17 protein-coding genes are annotated in these 22,727 nt (G+C 60.5%); 12 read left to right on the top strand and 5 right to left on the bottom strand.

Going from position 1 to position 22,727, the window contains the following annotated elements:
• Positions 1-9: 9 nt before the first annotated feature.
• Entirely contained in the window at positions 10-3,705 is a 3,696-nt protein-coding gene (locus DT068_RS13085) for a DEAD/DEAH box helicase (RefSeq protein WP_119390300.1), read from the top strand.
• A gap of 186 nt (positions 3,706-3,891) precedes the next feature.
• Complete coding sequence (locus DT068_RS13080; protein ID WP_119390299.1) at positions 3,892-4,200, top strand: hypothetical protein; 309 nt, start codon at positions 3,892-3,894, stop codon at positions 4,198-4,200.
• 30 nt (positions 4,201-4,230) lie between these two features.
• Here DT068_RS13080 and DT068_RS13075 read toward each other — a convergent pair whose 3' ends face one another.
• Positions 4,231-5,256: a fatty acid desaturase gene (locus DT068_RS13075; RefSeq protein ID WP_119390298.1), complete on the bottom strand. Its 1,026-nt coding sequence runs from the start codon at positions 5,254-5,256 to the stop codon at positions 4,231-4,233.
• Positions 5,257-5,645: 389 nt separating this feature from the next.
• On the opposite strand from DT068_RS13075, the gene DT068_RS13070 reads away from it, so the two are divergent.
• The 10 genes from DT068_RS13070 to lpdA all read left to right on the top strand — a co-directional run bounded on the left by DT068_RS13070 (position 5,646) and on the right by lpdA (position 16,956).
• A complete protein-coding gene (locus DT068_RS13070; protein ID WP_119390297.1) occupies positions 5,646-5,951 on the top strand; it encodes a hypothetical protein in 306 nt (101 codons plus the stop codon).
• Between the two features lie 41 nt (positions 5,952-5,992).
• Complete coding sequence (zapE, locus tag DT068_RS13065; RefSeq protein ID WP_119390296.1) at positions 5,993-7,087, top strand: cell division protein ZapE; 1,095 nt, start codon at positions 5,993-5,995, stop codon at positions 7,085-7,087.
• Positions 7,088-7,212: 125 nt separating this feature from the next.
• Positions 7,213-8,175, top strand: a complete 963-nt coding sequence (mdh, locus tag DT068_RS13060; protein WP_119390295.1) for a malate dehydrogenase — start codon at positions 7,213-7,215, stop codon at positions 8,173-8,175.
• Positions 8,176-8,349: 174 nt separating this feature from the next.
• Positions 8,350-9,522 carry an ADP-forming succinate--CoA ligase subunit beta gene (gene sucC, locus DT068_RS13055; RefSeq protein ID WP_119390294.1) on the top strand — a complete coding sequence of 391 codons (1,173 nt, stop codon included), beginning with the start codon at positions 8,350-8,352 and terminating at the stop codon, positions 9,520-9,522.
• Between the two features lie 4 nt (positions 9,523-9,526).
• The gene (locus DT068_RS13050; protein WP_119390293.1) at positions 9,527-9,835 is read left to right on the top strand and encodes a hypothetical protein; all 309 of its coding nucleotides are present in this window, start codon (positions 9,527-9,529) and stop codon (positions 9,833-9,835) included.
• A 134-nt stretch (positions 9,836-9,969) separates the two neighbouring features.
• Complete coding sequence (locus tag DT068_RS28005; protein WP_162914174.1) at positions 9,970-10,185, top strand: hypothetical protein; 216 nt, start codon at positions 9,970-9,972, stop codon at positions 10,183-10,185.
• Between the two features lies 1 nt (position 10,186).
• A complete protein-coding gene (sucD, locus tag DT068_RS13040) occupies positions 10,187-11,065 on the top strand; it encodes a succinate--CoA ligase subunit alpha (RefSeq protein WP_119390291.1) in 879 nt (292 codons plus the stop codon).
• Between the two features lie 55 nt (positions 11,066-11,120).
• Positions 11,121-14,069 (top strand): 2-oxoglutarate dehydrogenase E1 component, encoded by a 2,949-nt coding sequence (locus DT068_RS13035; RefSeq protein ID WP_119390290.1) that lies wholly within the window; start codon positions 11,121-11,123, stop codon positions 14,067-14,069.
• Between the two features lie 3 nt (positions 14,070-14,072).
• Positions 14,073-15,311: a 2-oxoglutarate dehydrogenase complex dihydrolipoyllysine-residue succinyltransferase gene (odhB, locus tag DT068_RS13030; protein ID WP_119390289.1), complete on the top strand. Its 1,239-nt coding sequence runs from the start codon at positions 14,073-14,075 to the stop codon at positions 15,309-15,311.
• A 253-nt stretch (positions 15,312-15,564) separates the two neighbouring features.
• Positions 15,565-16,956, top strand: coding sequence for a dihydrolipoyl dehydrogenase (lpdA, locus tag DT068_RS13025; RefSeq protein WP_119390288.1), 1,392 nt, complete (start codon positions 15,565-15,567; stop codon positions 16,954-16,956).
• Positions 16,957-17,007: 51 nt separating this feature from the next.
• On the opposite strand, the gene DT068_RS13020 is transcribed toward lpdA, so the two are convergent.
• The 4 genes from DT068_RS13020 to DT068_RS13005 form a co-directional block, all read right to left on the bottom strand.
• A complete protein-coding gene (locus DT068_RS13020; RefSeq protein ID WP_162914173.1) occupies positions 17,008-18,318 on the bottom strand; it encodes an ankyrin repeat domain-containing protein in 1,311 nt (436 codons plus the stop codon).
• Between the two features lie 137 nt (positions 18,319-18,455).
• Positions 18,456-19,748, bottom strand: coding sequence for an NAD(P)/FAD-dependent oxidoreductase (locus tag DT068_RS13015; protein WP_119390286.1), 1,293 nt, complete (start codon positions 19,746-19,748; stop codon positions 18,456-18,458).
• A 59-nt stretch (positions 19,749-19,807) separates the two neighbouring features.
• Complete coding sequence (locus DT068_RS13010; RefSeq protein ID WP_119390626.1) at positions 19,808-21,373, bottom strand: ABC transporter substrate-binding protein; 1,566 nt, start codon at positions 21,371-21,373, stop codon at positions 19,808-19,810.
• 16 nt (positions 21,374-21,389) lie between these two features.
• The gene (locus DT068_RS13005) at positions 21,390-22,718 is read right to left on the bottom strand and encodes an MmgE/PrpD family protein (protein ID WP_119390285.1); all 1,329 of its coding nucleotides are present in this window, start codon (positions 22,716-22,718) and stop codon (positions 21,390-21,392) included.
• Positions 22,719-22,727: the final 9 nt, after the last annotated feature.

Raw genomic sequence — 22,727 nt, 5'->3', positions numbered from 1 at the left:
TAAAGCCACTTGCCGGACTACGTCAGCCAGCCCTTGCGCTTTCTCCCTATGCGTCGTGCTTCCACTGCCGACGCATACGATCTCTATCGGGCGGCATTGGAGTGGTCGCTCGATGATCCAATCGTCATCGACAATCGTGACGATCTAAAATCCGAAACTAAGTGGCGAGATCTGGTTGAGCCATACGAACACCAGGTTACCAATCTAATTACGTTTTGCCGTAGGCTACCTGTTACTTTGCTCGCAGATGATGTTGGTTTGGGTAAGACCATCAGCGCGGGCCTCATCACAAGTGAGCTTATGGCCCGGAAGCGGGTGGCGCATCTCCTCGTCATATGCCCGAAGATTCTTGGACCTCAGTGGAAAGAGGAACTCGAGACGAAGTTTGGCATTCCGTCTGTCATTGCAGTAGGGGGAGAGCTCATTTCTGCTGAACTTAAAGATGACAGATATGCGGTAATTACAACGTACAACTCGGCCCGATTGCATTTGAAAAAGGTGCCGCAAGACCGATTTCAGATGCTCGTCCTCGATGAAGCGCACAAGCTTAGAAATTTGCACGGTGTCGACAATCCTCCCAAAATTGCGCAAATGATGATTCAGGTCTTAAGGGACCGCTTCTTCAAATACGTACTGATGCTCACAGCAACTCCAATTCAGAACCGATTGTGGGATCTTTATTCCCTTGTGGATTTGTTATCCACGGCAAGAGGGCACGAGAATCCCTTCGGTACGCCAGGATTGTTCAAGAGGAACTATATTGCCGACGCCGCAACAGGCGCGCGTCATTTGAAGCCAGAAGCAAAGGATCAATTTAGATCCATAGTCTACAGTTATATGTCGCGCATCAGGAGAGGTGACGCACACCTAATCTTTCCAGAGCGCCAGGTATTGCTACATCCGATCGCTCCGACCGAAGCTGAAATGGAGCTGCTGAATTTCGTTGCGAATTCGATCCTGGACCTCAATGCACTCGCCCAGATTGGAATATTGAAAGCATTTACTAGTAGTCCTTACGCTCTGCTCTCCTTCGTGGAAAGCATGGCCAGAAACAAGACTGCCCCTCCTTCACTTGCGGTGGGTACAAGGAAAATCATTCAATCGATGAAGAGCTTTGCAAAGCTTGATGGTTTGGCAGAGCTTGTAAACCATGTACGGCGCGAGCGTCCGAGCGATTGGCGGCTTGTGATTTTTACTACAAGTCGTGAAACGCAAACCAGCATAGAGAGCTTGCTAAAGGCCCAGGGAGTAAATGTCGAAACCATTAATGGACAGTCGGGTCATCGAAATCAGGAGACATTGAGGAAATTCAGAACTACTCCTCCTGAAATAAACGCGATTGTTTCCACAGAGGCTGGTGCCGAAGGCGTGAATCTTCAAGCGGCCAATGTCTTGGTCAACTTTGATCTGCCTTGGAATCCAATGATTGTTGAGCAAAGGGTCGGTCGCATTCAGCGCTTGGGCTCAGTTCATAGATCTGTCTCAATCTACAACCTGGTGCTTGCCGGTACCTTCGATGAATTTATCGTTGGCCGTTTAATGGAAAAACTGCAATTGGCTTCACATGCGATTGGGGATATCGAGGCACTGCTGGAAACGGCGGGGATTGACGATGAAGGCGAGAATGAGAGTTTTGAGGAAAAAATTCGCAAACTTGTGATGGCCTCACTCGCTGGCCAAAATGTTGAGTTATCTACGCAACGGGAACTTCAAAGTATAGAGAAGGCGAGATCCACTCTCATTGAGCAAGAAAAGACGATCAATACCCTCCTAGGGAATATGGGAGATGTTGGTGTTACTGGTCCGCGCTCTCCAACACTTCCTGCACTTGAAAGGATAATGACGGCACGGGAGTTCGCGCTCGCGGGTTTGAGGCATTTGGGTGCGACGCTTACAGATAGACCCGACGGTTGCTTTCTCGCTAGAGTAGAAGGCCGTAGTGACATCGTTCTCGCAGAAGGCACAGAGGCCCCTTCAGATACTCGCTTTGTCGACTATCGCCCTGGCTCACCCGCGTTTGATAGGCTGGCAACGCGCTTGTCGAGTCAGCCGCTTCATCGCGTTATCAGCGACGTTGATGGACTGCCGGAAAAAGCCGATCATCTGGCGCGTCAATGGGTGGCGACTTTTGAGGGAGCTCCACGTGGCACGTCCATAATCTCTACGAAAATCTCGTTTGAGGGACGAGCATTGGTGCGAGCGAGAGCATTTGTTGCGCATGATTCATACGAACGATTAATCAGAACGGAATGCAATTCAGCGCAACATTCCATTACGAAGAATGAGCGACCATCAGCACTCAAGTCCGAGATCGGCGATCTTGGCGAGCTGGGTTTGAACCAAACCGCTTTGCAATCGGCCATTGAGGCTGACGAAGCAATCGCAGAATTTTCACGTTTTTATGTCGAGCGAAGGGCAGATGAAGTTGCCGCCGCAATTAACGACAATCGGAAGGCCAAGAAGCTGGAAGATGAGTACACTCCACGATTGGAGGCGACGATTGTCGGACTCGAAGGGCGTACTGAGCACTGCCTGGAAACTACCGTAAATTACAGCCTTGGGACCGGATTTCTTTATGAAAGTAAGCTGTCGATACTACCCTCGCGCGGGCAAATTTTGAACAGTCCAAGTATAGGTCAATGCGCTTATTCAAAGCGGAACGTACCAATCGACTGTTTGGCTGGGTGTGAGATATCGGGCAGCAAATGCCTTAAAGAACTACTTGTACAGTCCGAGTACTCCAAACGTCTGGCGCTTGCTGAATATGTCGTTCCCTGCGTGCTTACTGGGAAAAGGGTCCTCATTGATGAAGTTGAAGTATCTGCTGTTTCGGGGAAGCACATTCTAAAACATCTACTCAAGACATCTGCCGTCAGCGGTAGAAAGGCAGCACCTTCAGAGTGTGGGCAGTGCGAATTTACTTCGACTACGGCTCTTTTAGATGAACTTAACGTGAGCGAAGTGAGCGGTCGGCGCTATCGTGTTGACAGGCAAAGAGTCTCTAGTCTTTCTGATCGTAAAGGTGACAAGAGCGAGTTTGTAAATTGCGAATACAGCAACAAATCTCTCCTCCCTGACGAAGCTGTGCGCTGCGACGTAACTGGAAAGTTAGTCGCTCCAGGGATTCTCCGGAGATGCGATGTGACTGGCCAGATGGTTGTTCCGACGGAACTAAAAGTTTGTGCAGAGTCGGGAAGAGTCGCCATTAAGGATCGCTTCGTGTCGAGTAGTGTGTCCGGGGCCAATTTCATTAAAGAGTATGCTGTTGCTGCTATTGGAGGCAGTGTTTGTCGGCCGTCGGAGTGTGGATATTGTTTGTGGAGCGGTGAGTTTTGGCATCCTGATGACATTAGAGTCTGCTCGTTGACCCAAGTGTCTGTGCACGTTGATTTCACCGTTAGTCAGCCACCGAAGCTGCTGCCGCTTGTCGAGTTGCTCCACGGTGATAATTTGAGCACAGATGTACGTCAGTGGTGGCCTATCATTGAATCTGCATTTGCATCCAAAACCGGTAATGAGCGAGGACACGTAGTAAATGCCGTACTGTCTCCCAGTCGGCGTTTTCTGGCGTGTGCCGTGCTTTCGCACTCTATGATGGGGTTAAAAAAGCGAGTCACGGGATTGGTTTTTTCATTTGAAAAGAAGAAAATAATGGGGACGGTTGTTGTTGGTAAACGCAGTGGCGGTTCCTGGAGTCCTGCGTAGCACGGGGCTATGATGGCTGATGCGCGCGTTCCCCGCTGGAACGCGCCGTTAATTCCCCGGTAAGGATTGGGTGCGAGTCTGATGAGTCTAACGCGGAGCGTCGCCTTTTGATGCTCCGGGGCCCGCCTGACCGACACGGCAAAAACCTCCGGCCAAACGGCGTCTCGGACCGAGATGGAGGTTTGCATGTTGCCGAACACATTCCGGCGCAGCTTTCTCGCCGCCGGCTTTATCCTTGCCACGCCCGCCATCGCTTCCGCCCAGTTCGCCATGTGCGGCGAGCGGGCGCAGATCATCGATCAGCTCAAGGCGAAATACAAAGAGACCCGCCAGGCGGTCGGGCTCATCTCCAACAACGGTGCCGCCGAGCTCTTCGTGTCGGAGAAGGGTACCTGGACCATGATCGTGACGGTCGAGAGCGGCAAGAGCTGCATCATCGCCGCCGGCCATTCCTGGGATTCGGCGCCCACACTGGCGCAGGGCACCGGGATCTGATCGGGCGCCAAGACTTTCGATGTAAAGCGATCAGGCGGCGCCAAGCGCTTCCTTGAACGACACGAGACGGCGTTTCTTCCTGTCCCAGAGCACCAGTCGCACCGACCTCAGGCTCTCCAGCAAGGTGAGACGGCCGACATCCTTGAGCTCCGGCCGGTCGCGCAGCACTTCCGGCAGCCGGTAGTAGGGGATCCGGCTCGACAAATGATGCACATGATGCACGCCGATATTGGCGGTGAACCAGCGCAGCACGACCGGCAGATCATAATGCGAGCTGCCATGCAGCGCGGCATCATGGAAGCTCCAGTCGGCGTCATGGTCCCAGAATGTTTCCTCGAACTGGTGCTGGACATAGAACAGCCAGACGCCGATCGAGGCCGCGATGAGCGTGATCGGCAGATGAACGAGCAGGAACGGTCCTACACCCACCAGCCAGATGACGGCGGCAATGAGGAGCGCGATTGCGACATTCGTCGCCATGGCGCTCACCCAGGGCCGCCAGCCGTCGCGCATCAGCCCCATCGGCAGCCGGTGGCGCAAAAGGAAGAGATAGGCTGGACCGATGCCGAACATCACCAGCGGGTGCCGGTAGAGGCGATAGAGACGCCGGCGCCAGGGGGAGCGGGCCTGAAACTCATCCACGGTCAGCGTGTCGATGTCGCCGATGCCGCGATGATCGAGATTGCCGGACGTTGCATGGTGCAGAGCATGCGAATGCCGCCAGTAGTCATAGGGCGTCAGGGTCAGCACGCCAAGAACGCGGCCGACCCAGTCATTGCTGGGCCGGTGACGGAAGAATGCGCCGTGGCCGCAATCATGCTGGATCAGGAATAGCCGCACCAGAAAGCCCGCCGCCGGCACGGCCAGCAGCAAGCCGATCCAATAGCCTTCACGCACGGCGACCCAGATCACAAACCAGATGAGCAGGAACGGCACGAGCGTGACGCAGAGCTCGAACAGGCTGCGCGCGATATTGGGCTCGCGATAGGGGGCGAGATCCTTCATCAGCTGGCGCGAATTGGGCGCAAGAGGGGCATCGCGAGATGGCTCGGGCATAGGCAGGCTCCTGACCGGCTGGAAGGTGCGAAACAGTTTCCCATCGGTGATGGGATCACGCGCAGCACCACTCACTATTTCCATCGGTGGGAGGTTGCTTCCCGGTCGTGACCAACGTCTGCCGGGATCAAGCGGGCGCTGGAAGCCAATGGGGCGAAATCGGATTCGCCTGGGAATAGAGACGTTAGAGACTGCCGCTCCCGAGGTCTAATGAATTATGATCACGCTTCAGGCATCGCCGATGAATGATATGCCCATCAAAGGCTAAGCTTGCGATTCCCTTCAGGATTATCGACTTTGCGATCAAAGAGGAACCTTCGCCTGCGCTTCCGCATTAGCAGTCAGGTCAGAAGCCTGTCCTGCTCCGGTGAGCAGGTTTGGAGAACAAAATGCCTAGGATCATCGGGCTTGCATGCGCCCTTCTGTTCGGCACGCTGTCAGTGACGGCGGTCGAAGCCCAGACTCAGAACTGCGCGCCACATGATGAAGTCATCAAGGTGCTGAACGCCAAATATCAGGAGCGTCAGCGCGCCGTCGGACTCATCAATGAGAAGGCGATGATGGAAGTCTATATTTCCACCAACGGCACCTGGACGATGGTCGTCACCAATGAAGCAGGGCTGACATGCATCATGGCGGCCGGTGAAGCCTGGGACGAGACCGTGCCGGTGCCGGTGGCCGGGCTCGGCAGCTAGGTCCCTGTTGCGCCTCAGGACGCCGCACGCCATAAGGCGGCATGGGGTTGTGGGCGGATTACCAGAACAAGGTCGAGACCGGCGAATTGCGCACCGATGAAGCGCAGGCGCAAGTGGCGCGCCGACTCGATGCGCTGGCCTCGGTGCTTGCCGACTATGACCCGCAGCCCGGCGGATTTTTCGGGCGCCTGATCGGCGCGAAAAACGGGCGCGCGCCAAAGGGCGTCTATATCCAGGGAGAGGTCGGGCGCGGCAAGACGATGCTGATGGACCTCTTCCATGCGGTGGCCGACATCGCGCCGAAGCGGCGGGTGCATTTCCACGGCTTCATGCAGGACATCCATCGGCGCCTGCATGCGGCGCGCCGCCATGCCAGGGATCCCTTGAAAGACGTGGCCAGGGCGGTGGCCGGCGAAGCGCGCCTTCTCTGCCTCGATGAGATGCAGATCGCCGACATTGCGGATGCGATGATCGTCGGGCGCCTGTTCGAGATCCTGCTCGCAGAGGGTAGCGTGGTGGTGACGACCTCCAACCAGAAGCCCGCCGATCTCTATCCCGACGGCCTCAACCGCCAGCTCTTTTTGCCCTTCGTCCAACTCATCGAAGAGAAGCTCGATGTGGTGACGCTCGACAGCCCGATGGACTATCGCCTCGGCCGGGTAAAAGGACACGAAACCTTCATCCATCCCCTGGGATGCGACGCCGACCGCAAGCTCCAGGATCTGTGGCAGAAGCTCACCGACACGGAGCAGGGCGAGACGCGCAATCTCGACGTGCTCGGCCGCACGCTCCCGGTGCCGCAGGCGGCGCATGGCGCGGCGCGCTTCAGCTTCGCCGATCTCTGCGAGGCGCCGCTCGGCCCCCCGGACTATCTCGCCATCGCCCGGAATTTCGGCACGGTGTTCATCGAGCGCATCCCCATTCTGACCCCCCCCTATCGCAACCCGTCCAAACGCTTCATCCTCCTCATCGACACGCTCTATGACGCGCATGTGCGGCTCGTCGCCTCCGCCGCCGGGCCGCCGGAGGAGCTCCACCCCAGGGGCCATCACGTCAAGGAGTTCGCGCGAACGGTCTCGCGGCTGCAGGAAATGCAGTCTGCCTCCTGGTGGGGTGCAAAAATCGCCGAAACTTGACGTTTTGGTCAGGATTTAACCCATATGAAGCTTGAAGGTGTCAGTGTTGCGAGGTACAGCTTCCCTCGCTTTCTGCATTGGCGCGCGTCCATACGCGTTGACCTGCACGTCACAGGGAAAATCAAATGGCTCGAAACAAAATTGCGCTGATCGGCGGTGGCATGATCGGCGGGACTCTCGCGCATCTCGCATCCTTGAAGGAACTCGGCGACATCACGGTCTTCGACATCGCGGAGGGCCTGCCGCAGGGCAAATCGCTCGATATCGCGCAATCGGGTCCGGTCGAGGGTTTCGACGCCAAGCTGTCCGGCACCAATAAATATGAAGCCATCGAGGGCGCCGATGTCGTGATCGTCACGGCCGGCGTGCCGCGCAAGCCCGGCATGAGCCGCGACGACCTGCTCGAGATCAATCTCAAGGTGATGGCGCAGGTCGGCGCCGGCATCGCCAAATACGCGCCCAAGGCCTTCGTCATCTGCATCACCAACCCGCTCGATGTCATGGTGTGGGCGCTGCAGAAATATTCGAACCTGCCGGCCAACAAGGTGATCGGCATGGCGGGCGTGCTCGATTCATCGCGCTTCCGTCATTTCCTTGCCGAGGAATTCAATGTGTCGGTCGAGGACGTCACCGCCTTCGTGCTCGGCGGCCATGGCGACACGATGGTGCCGCTGACGCGCTATTCGACGGTGGCCGGCATTCCGGTGCCCGATCTCGTGCAGATGAAATGGACGACGCAGCAGCGCATCGATCAGATCGTGCAACGCACCCGTGACGGCGGCGCCGAGATCGTCGGCCTGCTCAAGACCGGCTCGGCCTATTACGCGCCGGCGACCTCGGCGATCGCGATGGCGGAATCCTATCTGAAAGACAAGAAGCGCGTGCTGCCCTGCGCCGCGCAGCTCACCGGCCAGTATGGCGTCGACAATCTCTATGTCGGCGTGCCGGTGGTGATCGGTTCGGGCGGCGTCGAGCGTATCGTCGAGATCAAGCTCGATCCGGAAGAGAAGACGGCCTTCCGCAAGTCGGTCGATTCGGTGAAGGCGCTGATGGATGCGGCGAAGAAGATCGCGCCGGATTTGGCGTGATGTGAACGACATGCGGGATCGTCATCGGAGCCACATTCCGTCATCCCGGCGAAAGCCGGTATCCACTGAACCGGTGAAGCCTGGCAATCACCGCCCGCTTGCTTCCATTCAATGGGTCCCGGCTTTCGCCGGGATGACGCTGTTATACCGGCACGACACGTTGGGAGAGGCCGCATGAACATTCACGAATACCAGGCCAAGCAGGTTCTGAAGGCCTATGGCGTGCCGGTGGCCAAGGGCATCCCCGCCTTCACGGTGGATGAAGCCGTGAAGGCCGCCGAGACCTTGGGCGGACCGGTCTGGGTGGTGAAGGCGCAGATTCATGCTGGCGGGCGCGGCAAGGCAGGCGGCGTCAAGGTGGTGAAATCCATCGATGACGTTCGCAATGAAGCCAGGCGCATCCTCGGCTCGACGCTCGTCACCCATCAGACCGGCCCTTCGGGCAAGCTGGTGCAGCGCCTCTATATCGAAGAGGGCTCGGCCATCGAGAAGGAGTTCTATCTGGCACTTCTCGTCGACCGCGAGACATCCAGGCTCGCTTTCATCGTCTCGACCGAAGGCGGCATGGATATCGAGAAGGTGGCGCATGACACGCCTGACAAGATCGTCACCGTCTCGGTCGATCCCGCCACCAATATCTGCCCGCATCACGTGCGCGCCATCGCCAAGGCGCTGAAGCTGCCGCTCGGCGGGCCGCAGCAGAAGCAGCTCGCCAAGCTCGTCACCGAACTGCACCGCGCCTTCGTCGAGAAGGATATGAGCCTGCTCGAGATCAACCCGCTGATCGTCACCAAGGCGGGCGACATTCTCTGCCTCGATGCCAAGATCAATTTCGACAGCAACGCGCTCGACCGCCATCCCGATATCAAGGAACTGCGCGATGTCACGGAAGAGGATCCCAAGGAGATCGAGGCGTCGAAATTCGATCTGTCCTATGTGGCGCTCGATGGTGCCATCGGCTGCATGGTGAACGGCGCCGGCCTCGCCATGGCGACGATGGACATCATCAAGCTCTATGGCGCCGAGCCGGCGAACTTCCTCGATGTCGGCGGCGGCGCGTCGAAAGAAAAAGTCGCGGCCGCCTTCAAGATCATCACCGCCGATCCCAAGGTGAAGGGCATCCTGGTCAATATCTTCGGCGGCATCATGAAATGCGACATCATTGCCGAGGGCGTGGTCGCGGCGGTGAAGGAAGTCGGCCTCAAAGTGCCGCTGGTCGTGCGCCTCGAAGGCACCAATGTCGAGCTCGGCAAGCAGATCCTGCGCGACTCCAAGCTCAATGTGATCCCCGCCGATGATCTCGACGACGCGGCGCAGAAGATCGTCAAAGCCGTGGGGAAGGGATGATCTGATGCAGGCGCTCTATCTTCTTATTTTCATCTCGGGTCTTGCGGCTCTGCCATGGCTCGGCATGAAGATGGGAGGCCGGCCAGTGATCGCGGCAATTGCGCTGCTCGAGGCAATAGCGGTCGGTTGGCTCGCCGGGTCGATCAGAACGGTGGATATTGCGTCCTGCGGTGGCGACGATCTGTGCATCAGCGAGATGATCGGTTGGTCCGACAGGGTGGGTGTGTTGTTCGTCCTCTTCCTCTTCGCAGTCATCGGTGCGTCGACCTATCTCGCTTATGCGTTGAAGGGGAAAATGAGGGAGATTGCATAAGCGTGTTGGAGCATCTCACAGGCGCAATGTTCCTAGCCAGTTGGACCAGCATCATCTGGGCTCCGCTGGCTGTGGGTATTGGCGCTTGGAATGCTCGATCTCGATGGATTGTGGCGTCGAGCGTTGCGGTTACAATGATCGCGCTCTATTGCGGTCAAATGGTCTATCGGTCATTTCAGCCTGACTGCGAAACCCTTCCAGAATTGGAAATGTTCATGTGCCGAGAGAGAATCATCGCCCGAGCTATGCTTGACATCACCATAATCGGCGCTTCGCTCATCTCTTCGATCATTCTTCTCGTCGGCTGGCTGATCAGCCGGAAACCCGAATCCCGAAAGGTTGCTCCCTGACATGTCCATCCTGATCGGCAAGAACACCAAGGTCATCTGCCAGGGCATCACCGGCAATAACGGCACCTTCCATACGGAGCAGGCCATCGCCTATGGCACCAGGATGGTGGGCGGCGTGACGCCGGGCAAAGGCGGCACTACTCATATCGGGCTTCCCGTCTTCGACACGGTGGCGGAAGCGCGCGATGCGACGGGAGCGGATGCGACCGTCGTCTATGTGCCGCCCGCTTTCGCGGCTGATGCCATCTCGGAAGCGATCGAGGCGGAGATCCCGCTCATCATCTGCATCACCGAAGGCATTCCGGTGATGGACATGGTCAAGGTCAAGCGGGCGCTCACCGGCTCGAAATCGCGCCTCATCGGGCCCAATTGCCCGGGCGTGCTGACCCCCGGCGAATGCAAGATCGGCATCATGCCGGGCAATATCTTCAAGAAGGGCTCGGTCGGCATCGTGTCGCGCTCCGGCACCCTCACTTATGAAGCGGTGTTCCAGACGACGCAGGAAGGCCTCGGCCAGACGACCGCCGTCGGCATCGGCGGCGATCCGGTGAAGGGCACCGAGTTCATCGATGTGCTGGAGATGTTCCTCGCCGATCCCAAGACCGAATCGATCATCATGATCGGCGAGATCGGCGGCTCGGCCGAAGAAGACGCCGCCGAATTCATCCGCAAATCGAAGATCAAGAAACCCATGGCCGGCTTCATTGCCGGCCGTACCGCGCCGCCCGGACGGCGCATGGGCCATGCCGGCGCCATCATTTCGGGCGGCAAGGGCAAGGCCGAAACCAAGATTGAAGCGATGAAGCGCGCGGGCATCGCGATATCGGATTCACCCGCCGCCCTTGGAAAGACATTAAAGCGTGTCTTGAAAGGCAAGTGATGAGTTCTATCTTGAAATAAGGAGGGCCGGACAGAGTTCCCGGTTTCCCAACGAAATGAACAAGACTGACCTGACGACGGCTTTCGAGCAGACTTCCTTCCTCTATGGCGGCAACGCCCATTTCATCGAGCAGCTCTACACCAGATATCTCGACAATCCGGCCTCCGTCGATCCGGCCTGGCGGCAGTTCTTCGCCACGCTGGCCGACGACAAGGATGCGGCGAAGAAGCAGCTCAAGGGCCCGTCATGGGCAAGGGCCGACTGGCCGCAGGCGCCGAATGGCGAGCTGATCTCCGCCTTCGACGGTAACTGGCCCGCGGCGGAAGCCCAGGTCGGCGCCAAGATCGCGGCGAAAGCCAAGGACAAGGGCCAGGCGCTTTCCATCGAGGAAGTGCGCAAGGCGACGATGGATTCGGTGCGCGCGCTGATGATGATCCGCGCCTATCGCATGCGCGGCCATCTCGCCGCCGATCTCGATCCGCTGCACCTGCGCGAGCCGGTGCCGCAGCCCGAGCTCGATCCTAAATCCTACGGCTTCACCGAGGCCGATCTCGACCGGCCGATCTTCATCGACAGGGTGCTGGGCCTGGAGCAGGCGACCATCCGGCAGATGGTCGACATCCTGCAGCGCACTTATTGCAACACGCTTGGCGTCGAGTTCATGCATATCTCGGACCCTGAGCAGAAGGCCTGGATCCAGGAGCGCATCGAGGGACCGGACAAGGAGATCACCTTCACGCCGGAAGGCAAGGTCGCCATCCTCAACCGGCTCATCGCGGCGGAAGGCTTCGAGCATTTCCTCAATGTGAAATATACCGGCACCAAGCGCTTCGGCCTCGATGGCGGCGAAGCCATGATTCCGGCACTCGAGCAGATCGTGAAGCGCGGCGGCCAGCTCGGCATGCAGGAAATCGTGCTCGGCATGGCGCATAGAGGCCGCCTCAATGTGCTCGCCAATCTGATGAAGAAGCCGTTCTCGGCGATCTTCCATGAGTTCAAGGGCGGCTCATCGACGCCCGATGAAGTGGAAGGCTCGGGCGATGTCAAATATCACCTGGGCTCCTCGTCCGACCGCGCCTTCGACGGCAATACGGTCCATCTCTCGCTCACCGCCAATCCGTCGCATCTCGAGATCGTCGATCCGGTGGTGCTCGGCAAGGCGCGCGCCAAGCAGGACCAGCGCGGCGACAAGGAGCGCATCACGGTGCTGCCGCTCCTCATCCATGGCGATGCGGCCTTTGCCGGCCAGGGCGTGGTGGCGGAATGCTTCGGGCTCTCGGGGCTCAGGGGCCACCGCTCCGGCGGCTCGATCCATTTCATCGTCAACAACCAGATCGGCTTCACCACCAGCCCGCTCTGGGCGCGCTCCTCGCCCTATCCTTCCGACGTCGCCAAGATGATCGAGGCGCCGATCTTCCATGTGAATGGCGATGACCCGGAAGCGGTGGTGTTCGCGGCCAAGATCGCCACCGAGTTCCGGCAGAAATTCAAGAAGCCGGTGGTCATCGACATGTTCTGCTACCGCCGATTCGGGCACAATGAATCGGACGAGCCGTCCTTCACCCAGCCCCTGATGTACAAGAAGATCGCGGCGCATCAGACGGTGGTGTCGCTGTATGGCAAGCGCCTCGTCGATACCGGCGTGCTGACGCCGGACCAGTTCGAGGCGATGAAGGCCGACTACCGCCGGCGGCTCGACGATGATTTCTCGGCGTCCGAATCCTACAAGGCCAACAAGGCCGACTGGCTCGACGGACGCTGGGCACATTTGAGCTATGCCAAGGATGCGGATGATCCGCGCCGCGGCCAGACCGGCTATGATCTCACCAAGCTCAAGGAGATCGGCCTCAAGCTCACCAAGGTGCCGAAGAGCTTCAAGCCGCACCGCACCTTGCAGCGCGTGCTGGAGGCCCGGCGCAAGACGATCGAGGAAGGCCAGGGCATCGACTGGGCGACGGCCGAGCAACTGGCTTTCGGCACGCTGCTGCAGGAAGGCTTCCCGGTCCGGCTGTCGGGCCAGGATGTGCAGCGCGGCACCTTCTCGCAGCGCCATGCGGTGCTGGTCGACCAGGATACCGAGAAGCGCTTCACGCCGCTCAACCATCTCGTCAAGCAGCAGACGGTGAGGATCAACGTCATCAATTCGATGCTGTCGGAAGAGGCGGTGCTCGGCTTCGAATATGGCTACTCGCTGGCCGAGCCCAACACGCTGGTTCTGTGGGAAGCGCAGTTCGGCGACTTCGCCAATGGCGCGCAAGTGGTGTTCGACCAGTTCCTCTCCTCGGGCGAGCGCAAATGGCTGCGCATGTCTGGCCTCGTCTGCCTGCTGCCGCATGGCTATGAAGGGCAGGGGCCGGAACATTCCTCGGCCCGGCTCGAGCGCTATCTGCAGATGTGCGCCGAGGACAATATGCAGGTGGCGAACTGCACCACGCCCGCCAACTACTTCCACATATTGCGGCGCCAGCTCAAGCGCGACATCCGCAAGCCCTTGATCCTGATGACGCCGAAATCGCTGCTGCGCCACAAGCGGGTGGTCTCGACGCTCGCCGAGATGGGCACCGACACCTATTTCCATCGTCTCCTGTGGGACGATGCGCAATATACGGGTGCGCTCGTTGCCGACGATCAGATCCGCCGCGTGGTCATCTGCTCGGGCAAGGTCTATTACGATCTCTATGAGGAGCGCGAGAAGCGCGGGCTCAAGGACGTCTATCTGCTGCGCATGGAGCAGCTCTATCCGTGGCCGCACAAGGCGCTGATCCAGGAGCTCGGGCGCTTCAAGCAGGCCGAGATGGTGTGGTGCCAGGAAGAGCCGCAGAATATGGGCGCCTGGACCTTCGTGCAGCCCGGCATCGAGCGCGCCATCGACTTCATCGGCGGCCAGCACAAGCGGCTGCGCTACACCGGACGGGCGGCATCGGCCGCCACCGCGACCGGCCTGATGAGCAAGCACCAGAAGCAATTGAAGGCGTTTCTCGAAGACGCGCTTGGGGAAAAATAGATCATGGCTAAGGAAATCCGCGTGCCGCAGCTCGGTGAATCGGTCACCGAAGCGACGATCGGAAAATGGTTCAAGGCGCAAGGCGATGCGGTGAAGGTGGACGAGCCGCTGGTCGAGCTCGAAACCGACAAGGTGACGGTGGAAGTGCCGGCGCCCGCAGGCGGCGTGCTGTCGTCGATCGCGGCACAGCCCGGCCAGACCGTGAATGTCGGCGCGCTCCTCGGCGCCATCGAGGAAGGCGCGGCCGGCGCCGCAGCGCCGAAAGCGGAAGCGAAGCCGGCCGCCAAGCCGGCTGAGCCCGCACCGGCAGCTCCAGCCGCTGTTGCCGTGGAAGCGAAGCCGCTGTCGCCAGCCGTGCGCAAGATCGTCGAGGAGAACAAGCTCGATCCGGCAGCGATTGCCGGCACCGGCAAGGACGGGCGGCTCACCAAGGGCGACGTGCTGGAGCAGGCGGCCAAGCCGGCAGCGTTGCCGCCGGTGATAGCGCCACCTGCCGCACCGGTTCCATCAGTGCCCCGCGCGCCCTCGCCTCAGGCCGATGCCGAGCGTGAGGAGCGGGTGCGCATGTCGAGGCTCCGCCTCACCATCGCGCGCCGCCTCAAGGATGCACAGAACACCGCGGCGATGCTCACCACCTTCAACGAGGTGGACATGACGCATGTCATGGCGCTGCGCAATCAATACAAGGAAGTGTTCGAGAAGAAGCATGGCGTGAAGCTCGGCTTCATGAGCTTCTTCGTGAAGGCGGTCATCCATGCGTTGAAGGAGATCCCGGCGGTCAATGCCGAGATCGACGGCGATGACCTCGTCTACAAGAACTACTACCATATCGGTGTCGCGGTCGGCACCGAGAAGGGCCTCGTGGTGCCGGTGGTGCGCGATGCCGACCGGATGTCCTTCGCCACGATCGAGAAGACGATCAATGATTTCGGCAAGCGCGCCCGCGACGGGCAGTTGCAGATCGCCGAGATGCAGGGCGGCACCTTCACCATCTCCAATGGCGGCGTCTATGGCTCATTGATGTCGACGCCGATCCTCAATGCGCCGCAATCCGGCATTCTCGGCATGCACAAGATCCAGGAACGGCCGATGGCGTTGGGCGGCCAGGTGGTGATCCGCCCGATGATGTATCTGGCGCTTTCCTATGACCACCGCATCGTCGACGGCAAGGAAGCCGTGACCTTCCTGGTGCGCGTCAAGGAAGGCCTCGAAGACCCGCAGCGCGCGCTGCTCGATCTGTAATGACATCGGGAAACGTCGTTCAGCATCTCCAAGTTTTCCCCCTCGCCCGTTGCGCAGCAATGGGAGAGGGTGGCCGAAGGCCGGGTGAGGGCTCTTTGCCTGCAACCCGAAATACATTTGAAAGCGTCGCTCACTTCGAGAAAGAGCCCTCATCCGCCCTTTGGGCACCTTCTCCCATCCTCCGGACGGGAGAAGGGGAAATGAGGGGTTCGCGCCTCAGGGCGAGGGACGTTCGCAGAAAGGCATTTTGAAAATGGCCGACACCTACGACGTCACCATCATCGGCACCGGCCCTGCCGGCTATGTCTGCGCCATCCGGGCCGCCCAGCTCGGCATGAAAGTGGCGGTGATCGAGAAGCGCGCCACCCATGGCGGCACCTGCCTCAATGTCGGCTGCATTCCCTCCAAGGCATTGCTGCATGCCTCCGAGCTCTTCGGCGAGGCGAAGCATTCCTTCGCCAGGATGGGCATCGGCGTCACGCCGTCGCTCGATCTCGTCCAGATGATGAAATTCAAGCAGGAGGCGATCGACGGCAATACCAAGGGCATCGACTTCCTGTTCAAGAAGAACAAGATCACGCCGTTCCGCGGTACCGCCAAGATCTTGAGCGCCGGCAAGGTTCAGATTGACGGCAAGGACATCATCGAGACCAAGAATATCGTCATCGCCACCGGGTCCGATGTGGCGGGCCTCAAGGGCGTCGAGGTCGACGAAAAACGGATCGTCTCCTCGACGGGGGCGCTGATGCTCGAGAAGGTACCGGAGAATCTGGTGGTGATCGGCGCCGGCGTGATCGGGCTCGAGCTTGGCTCGGTCTGGGCCAGGCTCGGCGCTAAGGTCACGGTGGTCGAATATCTCGACCGCATCCTGCCCGGTATGGATCTCGAAGTGGCCAAGACCTTCCAGCGCTTCCTCACCAAACAGGGCTTCACCTTCAAGCTGTCGAGCAAGGTGACAGCCGCGCAGAAGACCAAGGACAAGGTGAAACTCTCGGTCGAGCCGGCGGCAGGCGGCGCATCAGAGACGATCGATGCCGATGCGGTGCTGCTCGCCATCGGGCGTATTCCCTACACCAACGGTCTCGGCCTCGATGAAGCGGGCGTCAAGCGCGATGCGAAGGGCCGCGTGGAAGTCGGTCCGCATTTCGAGACCAATGTGCCCGGCATCTATGCGATCGGCGATGTCATTCGGGGGCCCATGCTGGCGCATAAGGGCGAAGACGAAGGTGTGGCGCTGGCCGAGCTTCTCGCCGGCCAGGCGGGACATGTGAATTATGATGTGATCCCGAGCGTCGTCTATACGACGCCGGAAGTGGCGCAGGTCGGCAAGACCGAAGAAGAGCTGAAAGCCCAGGGTGTCGACTACAAGGCCGGCAAATTCCTGTTCCTGGCCAATGGCCGCGCCAAGGCCAACCAGACGACCGACGGCTTTGTGAAGATCCTGGCCGATGCCAAGACCGACCGGGTGCTGGGCGCCCATATTCTCGGACCCCAGGCGGGCGAGCTCATCCATGAGGTCGCGGTGCTGATGGAATTCGGCGGCTCGGCGGAAGACCTGGCGCGCACCTGCCACGCCCATCCCACCCTCGCCGAAGCGGTGAAGGAAGCCGCGCTGGCGGTTGCCGGACGGGCGATACATTCGTAACTCCCGGGCTTTCGAATGCCGGGGGGCTGATGAGAACCATCGGCTGTTGATTCACTTCAAGTTGGCGAGATCACGCAGCTTGTCGGCGACATCCGGGTGGAGATTGTTGCTCGCCTGAATGCGGGGAGTCCATCCGCTCTTGTCGGAAACGTTCAAGCGGGCGCCGGCGGCAATCAGGAGGTCGACCATCCGCGGATCACCTTTCGCGGCCGCATAGTGAAGCGGCGTCGTGCCGTTGCCACGGCCCTGCGCATTGACGTCGACACCATAATGGAGAAGCAGTCTCACCGTTTCCAGATCACCGGAACACGCGGCATAGTGGATCGGCATGTCGCGCCAGGTGGTGTCTTCGGCCCTGGGATCCGCCCCACGCGCCAGCAGCAATCTTGCCATGCCCGAATGAGCGAAGCTGGCGGCCGTCATCAACGGCGTCATGCCGGCGCCATCGCGCGCATCGACCTTGGCGCCGCGATCAATCAGCAGGGCCGCCATGGCCGGCTGGTCGTTGAGAACCGCCGTATGCAAGGGGCGGGCATTGACGGGCTCGCCTGGCGCCTCGAGATCGGCGCCGCGATCGATGAGGATCACCGCGATGCCGACTTGGCCTTGCGCCGCCGCCGCATGCAACGGCGTGCCGGACAGATCGAGGCCATTTACATCGGCACCCTTCGCCAGCAATTCGACAACGCGGGCGACGTCGCCGGCCTTCACCGCATCATGCAAGCTATCGATGCGCGCGCCCTGTTCGATCAGCCGGTCCACCGCCTTCGATTGCAGGCGCCGTCTTGCATATTGCAAGGGGGTGAGGCCCGACTTGTCCGTGACATCGAGGCCGGCACCATTGGCGATCAGGAAATCGATCATCTTCATGCGGCCATAGAGGGCGGCATAATGGAGCGGCGTTTCGCCGTTGCGGTTGGCGCGAAGAGCAATATCGCCGCCCCGGTCGAGAAGCACCTTCACAATGCCGACATGGCCCGCCATGGCGGCAATATGGATCGGTGCATGGCCATCGGCCGCGTTGTGGATACGCTGGTCGGCACCAAGCGCCAGGAGCATCTCCGCCACCTCGACATTGCCGAAGGCTGAAGCGACCATCAGGGGCGTCAGGCCATCGGCATTGCGCAGGTCGACCGGCATCCCGCGATCGACCAGAAGCTTGACTGCCTTGGGCCGGTTGTAGAGAGCGGCCGTGTGCAAGGAAAAGGCGCGCGAGGCGTTTTGCGCTTGCCCTGGTCCGGTGTCGGCATTGATGGTGGCGACGGCGATGCCGGGTTTGTCCAGACTGTCCGCGCCCGCGGCCGGCAGTCCCAGCCCCAGCAAGACGGCAATCACGGCGACACGAACACGCGTTCTGCTCATGGCAAGCCTCGTCTTGGCGCCATTGTGCGCGCGCCGGCTGCCGAAAGAAAGCAATATATTTCCGTAACGTAATTTTTGATTATCCAGCTGGATCAAAGGTCTGCGTGATCGAGTGGAGAAGAGCGGTTCCGGTCGGACTACATCTCCAGCCCGGCCTTGCGGCTTTCCAGCGCCGAGACGATCTGGAAGCCGATCGAGCGTAAAGGTTCGGGTGCGATCCAGCTGGCGCCGCCCATGCTTTTCATCATCCGGTCGTGATCGCCTTTTCCCAGCATCAGCTCGGCAAGATGGCCACCGAGCATGGTGCCCTTGGTGATGCCGCTGCCATTGCAGCCGCCCGACGCATAAAGCCCCTGATCGAGCTTGCCCCACCAGGGCGAGCCATTCATGGTGAAAGCAGTGGTGCCGCCCCAGAGATATTCGAACTGAACGTCGCTGAGCTTCGGCCAGCGGCGCTCGAAGCGGCGGCGCAGCTCGCGCGTCGCGCGCTTCTCCTCGATCTCGGACTCGAGCGAATAGAGGCTGCGCACCATGACGCGGTTGCGCCCGATGCGGCGTAAAGTGGTGCCCAGCCGGTGCGGCGGAAGCAGCCCCCAGGATTCCGCCTCGCCGATTTCGCCGAGACGGTCATCGCCGATCGCCTCGGTCACCGCGGCATAGGTATAGATCGTCGCCATGCGCGACTTGAGATAGCCGAATTTCGGAATGAACCCGTTATTGGCGAGCGCCAGGCTCTTGCAGCGCAGCACGCCGCCCGAAGTTTCGAGCAGCCAGCCATCTTCCCGTCTCAGCCGCTTGACCGGGGTTTCCTCATAGAACTCGATCGAGGCCGGCAAAGCATCCGCCAGCCCGCGAATGAGCGCGGCCGGCTGGAGAAGCCAGGTATCCTGGATGTGGATTCCGAAGCGATAGTAAGGCGAGCCGATGCGACGGCTTATATCCTCACGACCCAAGACGGTGTGCGGGATCTGGTTGGCGACGGCGACTTCCACGACGCGCCGCAACGACGCTTCGCCCGCTTCCGTGGCGGCGGCGCGGATCGATCCCACCTGATGGAGGTCGCAGTCGATATTGTTGTCGCGGATGATGCGCTTCAGCTGCTCGAAGGCTTCGCTGAAGAAAGCCGATTGGATCCTGGCTTTCTCGGCCATCTCCATGGAAGCGGTGCGCGGCAGCACATGGGCGCTGGTGAAACCGGAATTGCGCGCCGAGGAGCCCTCGCCAATGGTGGTCGCCTCGACAATGGCGATGCGGGCGTCGGGATTGAGTTCGTGCAGCCGTCGCGCAATGGCGAGGCCGGTATATCCGGCTCCGATGACGGCGAAATCGACGGTGGTGTCGCGGCTGAGAGCCGGGCGCGGCCTGCGTTTCGGCAGCATGGCATTCCAGCCGCAGTGGTTGGAATAATTCGGATAGGTAAGACGGGTCACTCTGTTCGCCTGAAAAAGAAAGCGGGATTGCGCCAGGCGCGCGATCCCTTAAGTGTCACTCAATCCTTGAAATGGGCCTGCTCGGTCACCAGCGGCCCGAGCGACAGGGAGCCCTTGAGATCGAAGCCCCATTCCAGCTTGTCGGTCCGCGCCCAGGCCTGCGCGGTCTCGGTCAGCGGAACGGCGCAGAAATCGGCAACGATCAGCTTCTGCGCCTCCTGCCACAGCTCGACCTGCTTCTTCGGGTCGGTTTCGGTGCGCGCCGCCTCGATCTGCTTGTCGGCGACATCGCAATGGCTGAAATTGGTCACCTGTCCGGGCTGTCCTATTGCGCTTTTCGAGTAGTAGAATTGCGTCAGATAGGTGTTGGCGACGGGAAAGCGGGCCGCCGAATAATCGACGATGGGGCTCAGGTCCTTGCGGATCATCTGATGCCAGGTCGCATGCTCGACCGGCTGGAGATCGAGCTTGATGCCGGACTTCGCCAGTTGCGCCTGCAGGATCTGGTCGGTCTGGGCATAGCTCGGCAGCTGGCTCGAAATCATCTTGATGGTGATGCCGTCCGGAAAGCCCGCTTCGGCCAGCAGCGCCTTGGCCTTCGCCGGATCATGCGGCAAGAGGCCCGGCTCCGGATTGAGGCCCAGATTGTTGGAGGGAATGACCGACTTCGAGACGCGGGTGAATTCGGCGCCACGGAATTGCGCGATCTGCGCCGGATCGACGGCATAGGCGATCGCCTGGCGGACCTTTATGTTGTCGAACGGCTTCTGGTTGCGGTTGAGATGCAGCACGCTGAGCTCTGCCGGATCGAAAATGTCGACGATGGCGCCCGGCGTCGCCTTCATGCGCTGCAACCAGCGCTGATCGATGGTGCCGGCGACGACGTCCACTTCGCCCGAGGCGAAAGCAAGGTCGCGCCCGGCGGCGGCGTTCAGGAAGCGATAGATGATCTTCTCGATCTTCGGCTTGCCGCGGAAATAGCCGTCATGCGCCTTGAAATTGATGGCGACGCCGGGCTCCGTCGATTCGAGCTGGAACGGTCCGAAGCCGACCGGATTCCGGGTAAAGCCTTCGCCCCGCTCCTCATAGGCTTTCCTGCAGATGATGAAGCCGCCGGCATAGTTGGTGAGAAGGCCCAGCATGCTCGGCACCTGGTTCGACAGGGTGATGCGCACCGTAGAGGGATCGACCGCTTCCACGGTCTTGAACGCCGAATAATCGCTGGCATAGGCGGAGCGCTTGGCGTCAGCCGATTTCTGCAGGCTGAAGACGACATCATCGGCCGTCACTTCGCCATAGCCATGCTGCCATTGCACGCCTTTGCGCAGCTTGAAGGTCCAGACCAGATTGTTGTCGGTGGCCTCCCAGCTCTCCGCCAGATCCCCCTCGATGGTCGAAGGATCGGTCGAGCCCGGCGCGAAGCGGACGAGCGCGCCATAGACCCAGGCGACGATGGTGCGATCCGACGTGCTCGACGAGAAATGCGGATCGAGATTGCCGACATCGGCCGAAGCGGCGCCGACGCGCAGCTCCGTCTTCGCAGCCTCGGCCGGCAATGCGGTGAAGGCCGTGCAGGCCAGGAGTGCTGCCACGGCTCCCAATATCAGGCGGCGTGAATGAGACATTATGAATTCCTCCATTTCAGTTTCTCGGTGCGGATAGGTTCAAAGCGGAAAGCAAAGGGCGAAAGCCGCCGGTCTCCAGCCCGTCAATGGCGGCCAGGATCCCGTCCTGCCATTCGGGATGCAGATGCTCTCTGCCGATATTGCGGAATTTCAGGGCGATCTCATCCCTGCTCATCGGGTTCGCCACATCGCCAAGCGCATGGAGAACGATCAGCTCCTGCGGACCGTCGCCCTGGTCGAGGATCACTTTGGCCGGCGTGCCGGCCGGAAAGGAAGTAGCGAAATCGGGCGCGACGTCCAGCTCGATCCGCGAAGCGAGGCCGAGCACATCGGCGTCCGCGAGGCTGGCGCGCGCGACCGGCTGAAGTGCTGCGGCGCCGTGCAGGGCCGCCAGCGCGCAGCTGAAATAGAAGCTGTATTGTCCGCCCTCGAGCGAGCGCGGCTGGCGCTCATTGGCAAGCCTGAGCCCTTGCGGGAAAGTCTCGATGCGCAATTTGCGGATTTCACGCCCGTTCTGGCGCAGCGCCAGGATGCCGTCGATCGCCGCATGCATGTAGCGGCAGCAGGCATAGGGCTTCAGATAGCATTTCTGCAGTTCCCATGTATCGCCGAGCTGCCCCAGAAGGAGATGCCGATCATAGCGCTCGCCATTGTCGAGAAGGTCGAGCGGTCCGCTCGCCCCGGCGCGGGCGCGATAGGCGGCGGTCAGCCCCGCCACGACGGCGGGGGGAATGCCCTCCTTGACGGTGCTGCCCTGGAACTTCGATGTTCCGGTCGGAAACATGATCGGCCCCTCGGCGCCGGCGATGGCCAGGGCATGCGCCGTCTGGACGGGATCGAGCGCGAGCAGGCGCGCGGCCGCGGCCGCCGCGCCATAGCCGACCCAGCGGCCGCTGGCATAGGTCTCGATCGTCGCGGTGGGGCGGGCGCTGGCGACACGCAGGGCGATCTCATAGCCGAGCGCTATGGCATCGAGAATCTGCGCGTCCGAGGCGCCCAGCGCCTGGCCGACCGCCAGTGCCGCCGGAATGACACCGGCGCCGGCGTGGCCTGCGGCGCCCCGGTGCCCGTCGTCGATGTCGAGAGCGCTCGCGGCGGCGCTGTTGGCCATGGCGGCACCCATGGTGCTCGAGCGTTTGTCGGTCAGCCAGATTTGCGCATCACCGCCGCCATAGACATCAAGCGCGGCCTGCCGGGCGGCGCTCGCCAGCGGTGAAGAGAGGCCCGCCGCCGCCGCACCGATCAGGTCGAGCACCAGCTGGGAGATGAAATCGCGCGCTTTTTGCGGCAGCCTCCCTTCCGGATACTGGCTGACGAATTCGGCGAGCTTGGTGATGGCATGCACGTTCGGATT

Source organism: Taklimakanibacter lacteus (assembly GCA_003576695.1).
GTDB lineage: Bacteria > Pseudomonadota > Alphaproteobacteria > Rhizobiales > Aestuariivirgaceae > Taklimakanibacter > Taklimakanibacter lacteus.
Note: the sequence above shows the minus strand (reverse complement) of the source record. Positions and strands in the feature narration are given on the sequence as shown.